Below are 15,156 nucleotides of genomic sequence, written 5' to 3' on the forward strand. Positions count from 1 at the left end.
GCATCTATATCATTATAGTACATTGGAAAACTGGAATATATATAATAATTAACTTTATTAATATAATAATTTTAGTTTGGACCCTTCACTAATTTAATAACGAGTAATTTTGCTGTTGGATGTAAGACCGAAGGAAGAATATGATATGGCACATATTCCAGGGGCTATATCTATTCCTATTGAAGAATTAGAAGAGAAGCTTGCTTACTTACCCTCAAATTGTGATGTAGTCGCTTATTGTAGAGGACCTTACTGTTTAATGTCCGTGGAGGCAGTCGAATTAAAAACAAAAGCAAGAAGATTAAGAAGTGTTGCTAGAAAGGCGGAAAATCTAATGTCGACGAAAGTTAGTGATTCTACAAGTATTAGCAATCACCCTGAATGGTTACAAAGTTACCTCGTTTCTCCAGAAAAGCAACACCAATTATATCGGAAAACACTATTTATTGTCATCATTTCGCAATTTTTTGGAGGAGCAGGTCTTGCTGATGGAATCACTGTAGGCGCCCTCCTAGCTCAAAACATGTTAGGAACCGATAGCTTCTCGGGCGTTCCTGCTGCACTATTTACACTAGGATCTGCTGGGGCAGCATTATTTGTAGGACATCTATCGCAAAGATTCGGAAGGCGTTCTGGTCTTGCTACTGGCTTCTTAATAGGCGGATTAGGAGCAATCGGAGTCGTAATTTCTGCTTTAACTAATAATATTCTACTTTTAATGTTCTCATTGCTTATCTATGGAGCAGGCACAGCAACTAATTTGCAGACACGTTATGCGGGTACAGATCTGGCGGCCCCCACTCAACGAGCAACAGCGATTAGCATCGCGATGGTTTCAACTACATTTGGTGCTGTTGCTGGGCCAAACTTAGTTAATGTAATGGGGAAGTTCGCTGAATCTATTGGTGTCCCGGCTCTTGCCGGACCGTTCATTCTAGCTGCTGCAGCATACATTGTCGCTGGTTTAATCCTTCTAGCTTTACTTAGACCAGATCCGCTCGTTGTTGCAAAAGCTCTTGCAGAGGCACTAAGCTCCACTCCAAGTCATTCTGATCATTCAACAGGAAATACAGATTCTATCAACAAAAAGGGCGTTATTATTGGAGCCACAGTAATCAGTAGATGTCTTGATCGCGTTGGCAGGAGCATCTGGTGGAGCTTTATCTGGTATGATTTTAGCAAATTCCAGTTACGCCCTTTTATCACTTGGTGGAGGCTTCGTTGCATTATTGCTTATTCCAGTCGTTCTTTCGTCTCGAAATTTGAATAACAATAACAAAGGTTGACCTCAAGAAAGATGTGAGATCAACCTTTGACTTTTAATAGTAATTTATTTTAAAAAATAGCGTACATTTCAATCCACAAGTGGGCTAATCGTCATTTGTATAATACTAATTTCACCATGACCGCCCGTGATTCTCAGCGTATTAATAGCACCCGGCAATACATTGACGGTAATATTCGTACGGCCACTAAATTGTTGAGCTCCACCAGTGGAGAGGGCATTAAGGAGCGAGTAATCCTTATCATTGACGTATAAATTCACTTTTGCCAGACGTTCACTCGTAGCATAATGAAGTTCAATGGAAGCTCTGCCGCCCTCTCCTCCCTCTATATTATTGAAAAGAACGTAGGAACCCTCTATTTGTAAGTGGTTCACCACCTGTTGACCTGATTCTAGACTCTGTATTTCTGCTCCTCCAAAAACCATACAATCCGCAGCCGGATATGTCTTAAGATTAGGACTTACTTCCGGTGCAGTTCCAATCGATGAGACGCCCTCTTTTGTCTGAATAACCGGCTTGATCGTACCGTCTTCGTTGAACTCTAGGTAATCGATACATACGCTACGCAGATTGCCTTCTCCAGAAATGGCCTGATTATGATAGAACAAATACCATTGGTCTTTGAACTCCACCACAGAACCATGAGTTGTTGAACAGCCTGTCGGCTCTAGAAAGATTCCTCTGTACATCCACGGACCAAGCGGATTCTCACTGGTTGCGTATCTCATTCGATTATTGTCTTCTAAGTTATCCGCATAGGTAAGGTAGTAAAGACCGTTTCTTTTGAATACCCAGGCTGCTTCATGGAAATCTTCTAGTCCCTCCATTTCAGTCATCCCGTTCTTCAGAGACAACATATCTTCATTCAGTTCCCCGCCAAGACATGTACTCCCTCCGCCGTAATACATATAAGCGCGATCATCTTCGTCCACTAACACACATGGATCGATCAAAGCGAATCCACCAAGCCCTGGAATATATCCCTGATCGGTAAAATCACTTGCTGGCTTCTTGCTTGTCGCTACCCCAATTTTCCACGAATCATTCCAATTCGAGTCACTCGGATGAGGATAATAGAAATAGTAGGTTCCATTTTTGTACGCACAGTCTGGAGCCCACATGAAACCGCCTTCAGGTCTGCCCCAAGCGACATCGTCCGAACTAAGAATTTCACCTTCATCCACCCAATTCACCATATCTTGAGAGGAAAACACGTGGTATCTGTCCATAAGATCACAGCCTCTGGCTGGATCCATATCATGGGAAGCGTAAATATAAATCTTACCATCACTCCAGACATGAGCTGATGGGTCAGCCGTATAGATGGATGTAATTACAGGATTCAAAGATGTTCTCTTTTTTGATTCGACAATTATATCTTGATTGTTGTTAGACATGATAAGACCTCCTAAAGTATGCTTTTTTGATAGGTTGCTATTCTACTTCTGTATTTAACCATGAGTATTTAGGTTGCCAAGACAGGAGCTTTTTCGCCAGAGTATTACTGACAATAGCCTCTCTATCTTGGAATGTCTTACGCAAGTCTCCTACTTCAGAGTAAAAGCTCTTCAGCAGTTCTTCTGTTGTTCGGTCACTTAATGTATCATCTCCAGTGATGTTCAGGTGGATGGCTCCATTAAGTTCAGCTTGAAGAGCGGCAATACAAGCTGTCACTGCATCCCGAATATCAATATAACTCCATAAAATAGGTTTGAACGTCTCCGGTTTTGCTATCGCAAGATGTCGATAATCTCCAGGACCAGTAATCATAGAGAAACGTAGGGATGTCACCTGCATACCGTTTCTCCGGTGAAACATTTCAGCAGTCAGCTCGTTGACGACTTTGGAGAGTCCATAACATTCTTGCGGTAGCTGTGGATGGTCTTCGTCTACCGGAAAATAATGCGGTGAAAAGGGTTGTGGAGCCCAAGCAAATCCGTAGGAAGACTCACTTGAGCCCATTATCACTTTACGAATACCCAAGAGAGAAGCCGCTTCCAGTACATGATAACCAGCCACTGTATTGTTCGCATAAATATAAGAATGTGGATAATGAATCGGAGCAGGTATTGCAGCTAAATGTATGATAGCATCTACGCCTTCAAGCGATCCCACCACTTGCCCGAAATCATTCAGATCGACTTTAATCTGCTTGCAATGAATTCGATCAGACAGATGATTATCTAACGACACAACATCATATTTCTGCTCTTGGAGCATCCCGATTACTTGAGAGCCAAGTTTGCCCCCACCACCAGTAACGGCAATAGTGTTCATTTCAATCTACCTCCTTGATCTGCGGTTATTTTAGTACTGTAATCTAAGGGCGTACCAATGTTCCGTCTGCTTTGCGGTCCAGAGGATAAGGCCGGTGATATTGACTAGAACTCCATTGTTCTCTGAGAAGAGATTTAGCCTGCACTTCATCGATATCAATACCTAATCCCGGTTTGTCAGAGGGGTACAGGTACCCACCTTGTCTGACGATATGTCCTGGAAAAGCTTCTAATTCTTCCTGCTTGAAATGATTAATTTCCTGGATGCCGAAGTTCCAGAGTGCCATATCCAGATGAACTGCAGCTGCCTGGTTCACTGGATCATTTTCTCCTCCTTCTTGCCAAGCCGTGCGGACACCGTAGATTTCACCCAATGCGGCTATTTTACGACAGGCACTGATGCCCCCTGCCTTGGAAACTCGTACCCTAATAAAATCAATCAGTTTCTCCTGCATAAGCCCTGTCCATTCCTGCGGGTTCACAAATAACTCACCCACAGCCTGCGGTGTTGCGCTCTGTTGCCGAAGCTGGCGGTACCAACCAATCTGCTCTGGTGCTATTGCATCCTCTAAGTAGAAAAGACTGTAAGGCTCTAAGCGTTTTGAGAGTTGAATCGCATGTATAGGCGAGAGGTGCTCATGAACATCATGAGTGAACTGAACGCCGGATCCAAATTCCACACGAAGCTTCTCGAACATGTCAGGAATGGCATTCAGATAAGCATGCTCGTCAAATACAGGACCACTGCTCCAAGGATGGACAGGAAGCTTCGCTTCCTTCCCGCTGACAAACCCACCGCCGCCGTATCCTCCCATCTGGACACGAATCACTGTGTAACCTTCCTCAATGAATTTATAGACATCTTCCTTGAGCTCTGTGATATCATTGCCACCAGCATGGCCATAACAAGGGACCGCCGAACGGCAGGCACCTCCCAGAAGCTGATAGACTGGCAGGTTCGCTTCTTTACCTTTGATATCCCACAAGGCCATATCAATACCACCGATAGCCGTATTAAGAATCGCACCGTTTCTCCAATAACCACTCATATGCATAAGATGCCAGAGGTCTTCAATATTTGCCGGATCACGACCCTTTAGAAGTGGTGCAAGCAGTTGTTCAACGACTTGAACTACAGCCTCAGGATTATACAAATCTGATGCGGAACCAATCCCATACAATCCATCCTGATCCGTCGTTACTTTCACAATTGTCCAGCTTACATCATGTCTGGTGCGGATGCATTCTACTCCTGTTATTTTTGCCATGATTTCACCATCCCCTTTTGTGTCGCTTTTATTTTAATGCAATCATCGACACATCCAAACGGGACGTTATTAAACTTTCCACCGCATTTCTATCCTCTTCCTGTTGATAGGATAGAATGGAACAAAAAACGTCCCAGACTGTCGTAAAACGACAACTTGGGACGCCTTTTTATTAATCAAAAACCCTTATGATAATCACTTCAAATTATAAATCCGATACAGTAGGTCTGTGGTCTCCGCACGTTTCAGCATGCCTTCTGAATTCAGATTGGTGCCACTTCCATGCAGTAACTCCGCAGCTTATTTTTTGGCAGCAAGATAAGCGTCTATTTGTTTCTGAGTTTCAGTAATAATTTTATCAAGTCCGTTTTTCTTTTGAGTCTCCACATAATCGGCTACAGCTTTGTTAACATCTTTCACCATACCGTATTCAATCGGTCTGCTGATCTCATCGGTGGCTTGATCGCGTTTAGCTAATTCATTCTTCATAGCATCTTCAGCAATAAACAGACCGTCAATCGGGGAATTCACATTGTACGGCTGATTAGCAAAATCGGCTTCTTTCACCCAGAAATCTTTAGCATAAGTTGTTGTTGGACGCATGTATTGAGGTTTCCAGAACGCCCATTGTCCACCCCACTCCATATAATTACTCGTAGAAGACTGCATGCCTTCCGGATAATCCGCAGCTTCACCATTCAGGACATAGGTTTTGCCTTCGATACCGTATTGCAACAAATCATATAGCGTTTGGTCAGTCTCCACCATATCAAGGAAACGAAGTACCCGATCTGGATTCTTGGAGTTTACATTGATGGCTACAACATTAGCAAGTGCTGTACGGTTGACATACTTTTTGTCTGGATACATGAGCGACATCCCTTGTTTATAGGAAGCATCAGAGAAGCCTGGATCAGCATAAGCCCATTCATGTGATGTTACAGTAAAGAGCAATTTACCGTTTCTCCACTGATCTTCTGCGCCTTCTTTATCAATCATGGCATCTCTGTTGATCAGTTTGTCGTCATACCATTTCTTTGCCAAAAGAGAAGCTTCGAGGAAGAAAGGCTGTTGTTCAACAGATTGAATAGTAATTTTCGGATCACTCAGATAGAAGCCTAAACCATGGAAGTTGAGATCTACCCATTCATCGCGGATATAATACAAAGATAGTGGTGTAGTACGGGAAAGCTTCTCGTTCGGATAAGCTTTTTTCAGCTCACGAAGCAGATTGTCGACATCTTCAATCGTTTGAATAGAATCCGGAGCGATGTTAATGCCTGCTTTTTCAGCCAGATCTGAACGCCATCCAGCAAATTTACGTTCATTCATTTTCATTGTCCATGGAAGTCCTACGATTTGTCCGTTAACCGTTGCGGCTCCTAATGTTCCTTGTTCTACATATTTCTTCTCAAGATTAGGCGCATATTTCGGGAGCAGATCATTTAAGGCCATGTAAGAACCTTTTGCAGCCATTTGTTTATAGGAGAGCCAATCTCCATCAAAGTTCATATCCCAGTTATCCCCGGACGCGGCCATCACGAGCATTTTTTCCTTGAAGTCGCCAAATGGTATGAAATTTACGGAGAACTTAACATTTAGGCCTTTGGATTTCACGTAATCACTAATCTTGGACCAAACCTCGTCCGTGGCCGCCTTTTTGTCCCCACCGAAATAGAATTTGAGTGTAACTTCATCTTCACCTTTCGCGGGTTCTGTGCTAGAACCGGTGTTGTCCTCCTTGTTTTGATTCGCTTCATTAGACGAAGTATTTCCGCCACTCGAGCTACATGCGGACATAATCAGTCCTAACAATAGCATTGCTATCAGGACGATCTGAAATCTACCCATGCGTTTGCGCATCCTAATCTCCCCTTTTACCTTTAATTTATACTATACGACTTAAGTCGACATAGTTAACCTTTAACCGCTCCAACCATAAGACCTTTAACGAAATAACGTTGCAGGAATGGATACAAGAAAATAATAGGTCCAATGGTTATAACTGTTAGCGCCATTTTGATAGACTCGGAAGGAATCTGAGCTGAAATCCGCTGCATCGCTGCCGCATTTCCAGAGTTCTTCAAGAAATCGACATTAGAGATCAATGTTCGCAGAAGGAGTTGCAGGGGTTGAAGCTCTTGCTTATCCACGAACATTAACCCGAGGAACCAGTCGTTCCAATACCCGAGAGCTACGAACAAGCCAACAGTCGCTAGAACTGGTAGAGCCAGTGGCATGATCAGCCTAGAATAGATTCTGAATTCACCTGCACCGTCCATTTTGGCCGACTCATGCAGATCCTCTGGAATAGAGAGCATAAAGTTTCGAATAAGAAACATATTGAAGGCATTCCCCAGCGATGGAAGAATAAGCGCCCATATCGTATCTTTCAAATGCAGGTATCTAACGATAACGATATACCAGGGAACCAATCCCCCACTGAAGAGCATGGTGATGATGACAAAGATAGAAAGAATATTCCTATATTTAAAAGAACGTCTTGCCATTACATAAGCGCCCATGCTCGTTAAGAAGAGCGACAAAATAGTTCCGACAACAGTGACGAATGTGCTGACTCCGTACGCTTCAAAGATTCGATTAGAGCCAAGAAGCAAAATACGATAGGAATCAAACGTTATCGTCTTCGGCCAAATAGAATAGCCGTACTGCATAATATCTTTTTCCGTACTAAGCGAGCCTGAGATCACCATGAGGAACGGGAACAGGCAGGCCAGACTGAATAGGCCGATAACCAGAGCGATTAGAAACTGGCTGAAAGAGAATTTTCTTGCTGACATCGTGTGGGATGACCTCCTTAAAGTTAGATGAGCTTGGCTTTAGAATATCGCTGAGTCTTTGTCGATTTTGCGTGCCGCATAATTACTCCCAAGGACTAAGAAGAAGGCAACAAAGGACTGTAGAAAGCCCGCAGCGGAAGCCATCCCAATATCACCAGATTTACGCAGGCTTCGATAGACAAAGGTGTCAATAACATCTGTGGTCGGAAAGAGTAGCGAAGCGTCACCTACCATGGCGTAGAACATCCCAAAATCAGCATTCATAATTCTACCTACTGCTAGTAGCGTCAGGATGATAATCGTTGGCCGCAGCATAGGAATACTGATGTACCTGATCTGCTGCCATCTAGATGCTCCATCAATGGAAGCAGCTTCATAATAAGAACTGTCAATAGAGGTTAACGCGGCCAAATAGATAATTGTGCCATAGCCAGTGATTTTCCAGCGGGCAGCAATGGTTAAGATTGCCGGCCACAGCTCGGCCCTACTATAGAAGTCAATCGGTTGAAGATTTAGGTACTCCAGGAAGCGATTTATCGCTCCGTTCTCATAGTTCATCAGATTATAAGCGAATACACCTACAACAATCCATGAGATAAAGAACGGTAAAAAGGTCAAGGATTGCGTAATTCGTTTGAAATACTTATTGCGCATTTCATTCAATAGGAGAGCAAACCCAACTTCAAAAACGAGCCCTATTGCTATAAAGAGAGCATTTAATAGGATCGTGTTGCGGATGGCCCGGAATGCCACCGGAGAAGAGAATACATAGTCAAAGTTGCTGAACAGCGGGTCCATCCAATCACTTCCAAAAATCCCTTTGGAGAAATCAAAATTCTTGAAGGCGATTACAAGACCAGCTAGCGGTAGATAGTTAAAGAGCAAGAACAGTACCCCGACGGGTAAGAACATGAGCAGCAAGGTGCGATTTTTGTACAGTTCCTTGAACACTCCGTTTAGTTTCATATCGATTTCCCTTTCGCTGTTTGGATAAATTAATTGTAAAAGAGTGGATGTGCACTTACTATGAGTCAATCTTGCACTTTGTTGATTCATTTTTATCCTGATCACGAGATATCCAATTTCCTGTGTAAAAATAAAAGTAGCGATTCTCTTAGATGCGAGAATCGCTACTTTATAAGACTTTTAACGATTTGATTGAGTCAGGCCATTAATGGGCCTCACCTGTTTTGGACAATTCTTCGTCTACCTTTATAGGGTGTCGCAATAAAATACGGGTCCCTCCTTGTGCTCCGATCTGAATCTGTAGCTTATAGTCAGACCCAAAATACAGCTTCAGACGGTCGTTCACATTGCGCAAGCCCACACCTCTCCGAGTAGTTGTATACATTTCCTCCTCAGGATCTTCATAATCCAGCTCGTCAATGATACTTTGTGGAATGCCTTTTCCATTATCCGCAATCTCGATGATCATATCTTCCTTTTCACGTCTCGCAGACACAATGATCTTCCCCTTCTCGAAGTCAGTCCGTACACTATGTTGGATTGCATTTTCTACTAGAGGTTGTAGCAGCAGGCGAAGGAATGGAAAATCCAGCAAATCTTCATCTATGGAATATAAAATCCGGATTGTTTTGCCCATTCGGGCCTGTTCAATCAGCACATAAGCTTTAACTTGCTCAATCTCACGCCGCAGCGTGGTGATCTCCTTCCCTTGATTCAGACTGAGACGAAGTAGATTTCCCAGTGCAGATACCATTTCACTAATGTCGCTGCGGCCATGGTTTTCTGCCTTCCACCGAATAGATTCAAGCGTATTATAGAGAAAATGTGGGTTGATCTGGTGGCTGAGCACCTGAAACTCCAGAGCCTTCTTCTTTCGCTCGGAACGCCACGCTTCCTGGATCAATACGTCAATCCGCTGGACAAGACTTCCGACGCCTCGATACAACCAGCCTACTTCATCTGTTCTTGGCGAAGTCAACGCTTCTGTCTGGAAATTGCCCTCCTCCATTCTCCGCATAAGCCTTACCAGACGTGCGATAGGCTGGGTGAAATACACCGTAATGTAAAAAACAACGGCAAAGCAGCAGACGAGATAAATAAACAGAAAGATGATTAGCAGACGTGTCATTTCATCACTTGTTCCAGTCAGTTCCTTCAATAACGTCAGACTGACAATCGCCCAAGGCTCACTGTCTAAGCTGACATAAGTAGTAAGATATTTGTGTCCATCAATCTTGATCGTTTGTGAACCCGCCGGATTTTTTTGAAGATGGGTAATGAACGAATTCGAAGGAAATCGTGTGCCGGCCCATTCATTGGATGATGAGTCATAATAAATAGTACCGTCACGATTCATGAGCAGCAGCTTCTGATTCTTCAATTGCTCAGTGGGTGAGAAGTAACGCTTCAAATGATCCTCTGAAACTTCTGTAACGACCATACCTCGGGGCTTACGGTCATAGAGTCCTGAGAAACGCTTGATATATCCTAGCAGAGGGCGGCCATATTTGCCTTGCTGTGGCATAAATAACTCCCACATTGGACCTACAGTCCCTTGTGACCTCGTAAACCATTCCTCTGAAGTTATATTCGCCGCTTCTCCCAATGTATTCATATAAGAAGGATACAGCGAAGGATTTATTGGATATACTCGCACTCGGAAAGCATCGATTTGTGGAGTGGCCTGATAGAGCACTGTAAGTAGATTTACAGTAAAATCCTCTTCTTCAACAGGATTGGCGGGCGGATCAATCAGTAGATCTTGCACACGTTTATTGCCGATAAGAGTGTTGACCTGATCATTAAGTGTATTAAGATAAATCTCAAAATTTTTAGCTGCTTGCTGAAGGTAGCTCAGTGAGATCTTAGTGTTCGTATTCGTGATGCCTTCAATAGACTTAATATGCGCAAAGTAAGCAAAGATGAGAAAAGGCACAATAATAATCATAAAAAATACCAATATGATACGGTTCCTTAACGATGCGCCCAGACGCAGAGTGAAACGATTCATAACAATCCCCCCAATCCTTACATGTCGACAATAATCCCCGCAATAATTTGCGATCCACTCATTGTGGCAAAAAATGCATTTTATATAATTAGGCTGTAGCATTCATCATCTTATGGAAAAGAGGAATCGTATTGACTGGAGCTAGTAAAACCGTTGTACATGTCATCTCTCATACTCACTGGGATAGAGAATGGTATATGCCCTATGAAGCCCATCACGTTAAGCTTATCGAAACTATAAATTCTTTGATTGAGACGTTTGAATCCGACCCGGATTTTAAGAGCTTTTATCTAGATGGACAAACCATAGTAGTGGAAGATTATTTGCAGGTTTATCCTGAGAAGCGTGAAATCATCCAAAGATTATGCGATGCTGGCAAGCTCTCTCTTGGGCCGTGGTATATTCTTCAAGACGAATTTCTGACAAGCGGTGAAGCTAATGTTCGCAATCTGCAAATCGGACATCGTGATGCAAGGACATTCGGTCCCATCTCTAAGATCGGCTATTTCCCGGATTCTTTTGGCAATATGGGCCAAGCTGCACAGATTCTTCAGCAAGCTGGAATCGATACAGCCATCTTCGGCAGGGGTGTGAAAGCTACTGGTTTCAACAATCGCGTGGTAGATGCCTCTGATCAGGAATCTCCTTACTCTGAGCTGATCTGGCAATCTCCTGACGGCTCCAAAGTGCTCGGTATTCTCTTTGCGAATTGGTACAACAATGGCATGGAAATTCCTGTTGATCCTGATACTGCTAAAAGCTACTGGGACCATCGCCTTGCACGTACCAGACAATATGCTTCCACCCGACATTTACTGCTTATGAATGGATGTGATCACCAGCCCATCCAAACCGATCTTTCTGAAGCTTTACGTGTTGCGCGTGAATTATATCCAGACTGCGATTTCATTCATTCTAACTATGATGATTATGTAAAAGCCGTTAAAAATGAGCTTCCCGATGACCTAACCCTTACTACAGGGGAGCTGCGCGGGCAACATACAGACGGCTGGTACTCACTAGTAAATACTGCTTCAGCGAGGGTATACATCAAGCAGCTTAATCAACAGAACCAGACTCTTCTAGAAAAAATAGCTGAACCGCTAGCCGCTATTGCACATGGATTAGGCAAAGCTTATCCGCACGGTCTAATGCAATATGCCTGGAAGACGCTTATGCAGAACCATCCGCATGACAGTATTTGCGGCTGCAGTGTAGATGAAGTCTACCATGAGATGAAGACTCGGTTTGCAAAAAGCATGGAGGTCGGATCAGCCCTCATAACTGACAGCGCCAGATTCATTAGTGCTAAGGTCGACACCTCTATCTTCGCACAATTTGGAGAAGACGCCACTGCGTTCGTAGTTTATAATACTAGCGGCTATTCTAGCAGCAGCGTTGTGACCTGTGAAATTGAGTGGTCTCATCGTTTCTTCATTCAAAGTGAAGACCCAAGTGCCGTGTTCAAGCAAGTCTCTGACAGAACGCATGGCGAGGGCTACCTGGTCAATTCCCAAGGTGATCGATTAGACTGCACTGTTGAAGATCTGGGGGTACGCTTCGGTTACGAGCTGCCACACGATAGATTTAGACAGCCATATATGGCGCATGCATTACGGCTAACCTTTGAGGCAAAATCGCTTCCTGCCCTAGGACTGGCAACTTTTGCTTGGATTCCCGCAATGGATACAGCGATATCGAAATCTTCAAGTGACACACTGATTACCGATGACTTCACTATGGAGAATGAATTTATTCGAGTCTTAGTGGCACAAGACGGCAGCTTTTCTATGTTCGACAAAAGCAGCGATGAGCTGTACAGCGGTCTTGGTGTATACGAGGATGTCGGCGACATAGGTAATGAATACATCTTCAAACAACCAGAAGGTGATTTAGCCATTACTACACGCGGCATCCCTGCTGAGATTCGCTTAACGGAGAATACCCCTTACAGAGCTGCTTTTGAAATCAGACACACCCTAGAAATTCCGGCATCAGCCGATGAACAGTTACAGCAGGAAGTAGAAACCATGGTTGAGTTCCGGCAGCGGAAGTCGGTCCGGTCTCAGCAGCTTGTCCCTCTAAATATTGTGACTCGTATCAGTCTAGAGCGTGAAAGTCATGCATTGCAAGTGCAGACTCGAATCGACAACACCGCCAAGGATCACCGTCTACGTGTTCTGCTGCCAACTGGCATTAAGACGGCGCTTCATTACGCAGATTCCGTCTTTGAAGTCGCTGAGCGAGAAACCATACCTGCACCGGAATGGGAGAACCCAAGCAATTGTCAGCATATGCAGGCGTTCGTGGATGTACATGCCGATGGACGCGGCTTGACCGCAGCCGGTAAAGGTCTTAATGAGTACGAGGTGTTGCAGGATGATGAAGGTACAATCGCCCTAACACTCCTTCGTTCCATAGGAGAACTTGGCGACTGGGGCGTCTTCCATACCCCTGATGCTCAGTGCCTTGGCGTTAATGTAGCAGAGTGGAGCCTTATCCCGCATGGCGGAGGTGACAACCGCTTCGCGGCCTACCGTGAAGCCTATCGTTATGCTGTTCCCTTCACCACTTCTCAGACCGGTATTCATGAAGGAACTCTTCCTCCTGTGCACAGTTTTCTGGCATGGGATGGTAAAGAAATGGCTTTTTCCAATTTAAAAATCAATGAAGATAATGGAGATTTAATGGCACGCTGGTACAATCTTGCTTACACGCCTTCTAATCTGAGTATTAATACCAGCGAAAACTCCCTGCTATACCACAGTAATATCATGGAAGAAATGACCTCCGAGGTTCAGACACAGCCGATTCCTGTATGTAAGGCTGGGATTGTAACTATAGGAATCACGCCACTATAAATACTTGCATAGATCCAGGGTGCCAGGTTCTTCCGAACCTGAGCAACCTGGATTCTTTATTCTTCAGCAATTCCAAGCTGTCTTCTGAAATCCTTAGGGGTGCAGCCTACCTGTTTCTTGAAAAGCTTTGAGAAATGCACCGGGTCTTTGTAGCCGACCTGATAGGAGATTTGATAAATTTTAAACTGCACATCGTATAGCATTTCTTTTGCCTTTTTAATGCGAATATCTGTTAAGTATTCAAGAAAGGTCATATGCAGTTCTTTCTTAAATAACTTACTAAGCCAAACCGGAGTTACGTGAACCGCAGAAGCTACAATTTGCAGCGTTAGGCTTTCAGCATAATCACGGTGTAAGATCTTCTCAGCTTCGCTAACAATTTGGCTAGGTGTATGCGAAAGCTTTCGAAAGTCGGCAGCAATCTCATGCAGAAAGACCTCTGTTTGTTCACGAAGCGCCTGCAGTGTATCGTATTGCTCCAACAGCTCCCAAACTGCGATCGGATTATTTTTCCAACTCTTAAGGACGGTTCCCTCCGCTCCTCGCCGGAACACTTCGAACAGCCATTCAAAAATTTTCTGCTGGATATCTCTAAGTTGTGTAAGCTGCCAAGACTGTATCATCTCGATAAAGGTATCCATCGCTCTTGTTATATCTTCATCCGAACCATATCGAACTAAATCAAGCATTTCTTCCGGGTTCTGAAGTGACAAGTTATCACTCTCCCCGTCGTAAAATAGCCCTTGCTCAGTGAATAATCTGTTGCCCCCATAAACCGCCTTTTGCTCCATTACACTCACTGCCTCAATATACATATGGTGCAAGTTTCTTGTATTCCCTGGTTTAGTCAGCATTCCTGCACTAGCAGTGATTTTGACAAAATCATTGATTCTTTGAATGAAGAGCTGTGCCATGCCCTGTGCGATATCCGTCTGCTCATGCGAAAGGCTTCCCAGCACGATAATCCAGCGGTTATAACGGTCCTTATAGAGAGCAGAAGGGTGGGCGTATTCCTCTTCAAGCGTCTGATGTAACACATTACTAATCCCGAATAGAATCAGTTCCTTCTCATGCGGATTCTTATTCTCTATCGCTTTTAAATTATCAGCCTCAACGACAATCAACATCGTAGGCTCCTTCAACATCCATTCAAGCTCCAATGTTTGAAGACGGTGGTATCTACGCATTTCAAGATTAGGATCATAAACCTGCTCAATCATTTCCTTTAATAATTCCTCACGCATTTTGGAGATGGCGAAGACCGCCTGATTCTTAAGCATCTGCCGGTTACGATGATCCATCTTCTTTTTATTGATGTTCTCTATCGATTTATTTACCATTTGACCCAGTTCATCCAAATTAATTGGTTTCAAAATATAATCGCATACCCCTATTTTCATGGCCTGCTTGACCAGTTCAAAATCATCATAACCACTTACAATAATCTTCTCAGGCTTATAGTCCTCTTCCGCAGATAAGGCGCTAAGGAATTCAAGACCAGACATGCGGTTCATCTTGATATCTGTAATAATCAGAGCGGGCCTGATCTCAAGTGCCGTACGTAAGGCCACATCACCATCATCCGCAACAAGAACCTCTGTAATATTGTAATCCTCCCAATGAAAGCGATTTCGCAATCCTTCACGAATCTCATATTCATCATCCACTATAAGTACACTAAGCATCT

9 protein-coding genes and 2 pseudogenes are annotated in these 15,156 nt (G+C 43.8%); 3 read left to right on the top strand and 8 right to left on the bottom strand.

Annotation, left to right across the window (positions count from 1 at the left end; all coding sequences use genetic code 11):
* Positions 1-115: 115 nt before the first annotated feature.
* Positions 116-256, top strand: a pseudogene (locus NSQ29_RS12575) (rhodanese-like domain-containing protein); the annotation flags it as partial.
* Positions 257-334: 78 nt separating this feature from the next.
* Positions 335-1,111: pseudogene (locus tag NSQ29_RS12580) on the top strand (MFS transporter); the annotation flags it as partial.
* 243 nt (positions 1,112-1,354) lie between these two features.
* Here NSQ29_RS12580 and NSQ29_RS12585 read toward each other — a convergent pair.
* The 7 genes from NSQ29_RS12585 to NSQ29_RS12615 form a co-directional block, all read right to left on the bottom strand.
* Entirely contained in the window at positions 1,355-2,683 is a 1,329-nt protein-coding gene (locus tag NSQ29_RS12585) for a family 43 glycosylhydrolase (RefSeq protein WP_341125221.1), read from the bottom strand.
* Between the two features lie 37 nt (positions 2,684-2,720).
* Positions 2,721-3,563, bottom strand: a complete 843-nt coding sequence (locus NSQ29_RS12590) for an NAD-dependent epimerase/dehydratase family protein (protein WP_341125222.1) — start codon at positions 3,561-3,563, stop codon at positions 2,721-2,723.
* Positions 3,564-3,606: 43 nt separating this feature from the next.
* The gene (locus tag NSQ29_RS12595) at positions 3,607-4,830 is read right to left on the bottom strand and encodes an enolase C-terminal domain-like protein (RefSeq protein ID WP_341125223.1); all 1,224 of its coding nucleotides are present in this window, start codon (positions 4,828-4,830) and stop codon (positions 3,607-3,609) included.
* A 300-nt stretch (positions 4,831-5,130) separates the two neighbouring features.
* Entirely contained in the window at positions 5,131-6,693 is a 1,563-nt protein-coding gene (locus NSQ29_RS12600; RefSeq protein ID WP_341125224.1) for an extracellular solute-binding protein, read from the bottom strand.
* A gap of 53 nt (positions 6,694-6,746) precedes the next feature.
* On the bottom strand, positions 6,747-7,631 hold the full coding sequence (locus tag NSQ29_RS12605; RefSeq protein ID WP_042188123.1) for a carbohydrate ABC transporter permease: 885 nt from the start codon (positions 7,629-7,631) through the stop codon (positions 6,747-6,749).
* Positions 7,632-7,670: 39 nt separating this feature from the next.
* The gene (locus NSQ29_RS12610; RefSeq protein ID WP_042188121.1) at positions 7,671-8,597 is read right to left on the bottom strand and encodes an ABC transporter permease; all 927 of its coding nucleotides are present in this window, start codon (positions 8,595-8,597) and stop codon (positions 7,671-7,673) included.
* Between the two features lie 205 nt (positions 8,598-8,802).
* Positions 8,803-10,608, bottom strand: coding sequence for a cache domain-containing sensor histidine kinase (locus NSQ29_RS12615; protein WP_341125225.1), 1,806 nt, complete (start codon positions 10,606-10,608; stop codon positions 8,803-8,805).
* Positions 10,609-10,739: 131 nt separating this feature from the next.
* Between NSQ29_RS12615 and NSQ29_RS12620 the strand changes: the two genes are divergently transcribed.
* A complete protein-coding gene (locus tag NSQ29_RS12620) occupies positions 10,740-13,469 on the top strand; it encodes an alpha-mannosidase (RefSeq protein ID WP_341125226.1) in 2,730 nt (909 codons plus the stop codon).
* 56 nt (positions 13,470-13,525) lie between these two features.
* Here the strand turns inward: NSQ29_RS12620 and NSQ29_RS12625 are convergent, their stop codons facing one another.
* A complete protein-coding gene (locus tag NSQ29_RS12625; protein ID WP_341125227.1) occupies positions 13,526-15,154 on the bottom strand; it encodes a response regulator transcription factor in 1,629 nt (542 codons plus the stop codon).
* Positions 15,155-15,156: the final 2 nt, after the last annotated feature.

The sequence above is a fragment of the Paenibacillus sp. FSL F4-0236 genome, from assembly GCF_038000135.1.
Lineage (GTDB): Bacteria > Bacillota > Bacilli > Paenibacillales > Paenibacillaceae > Paenibacillus_AQ.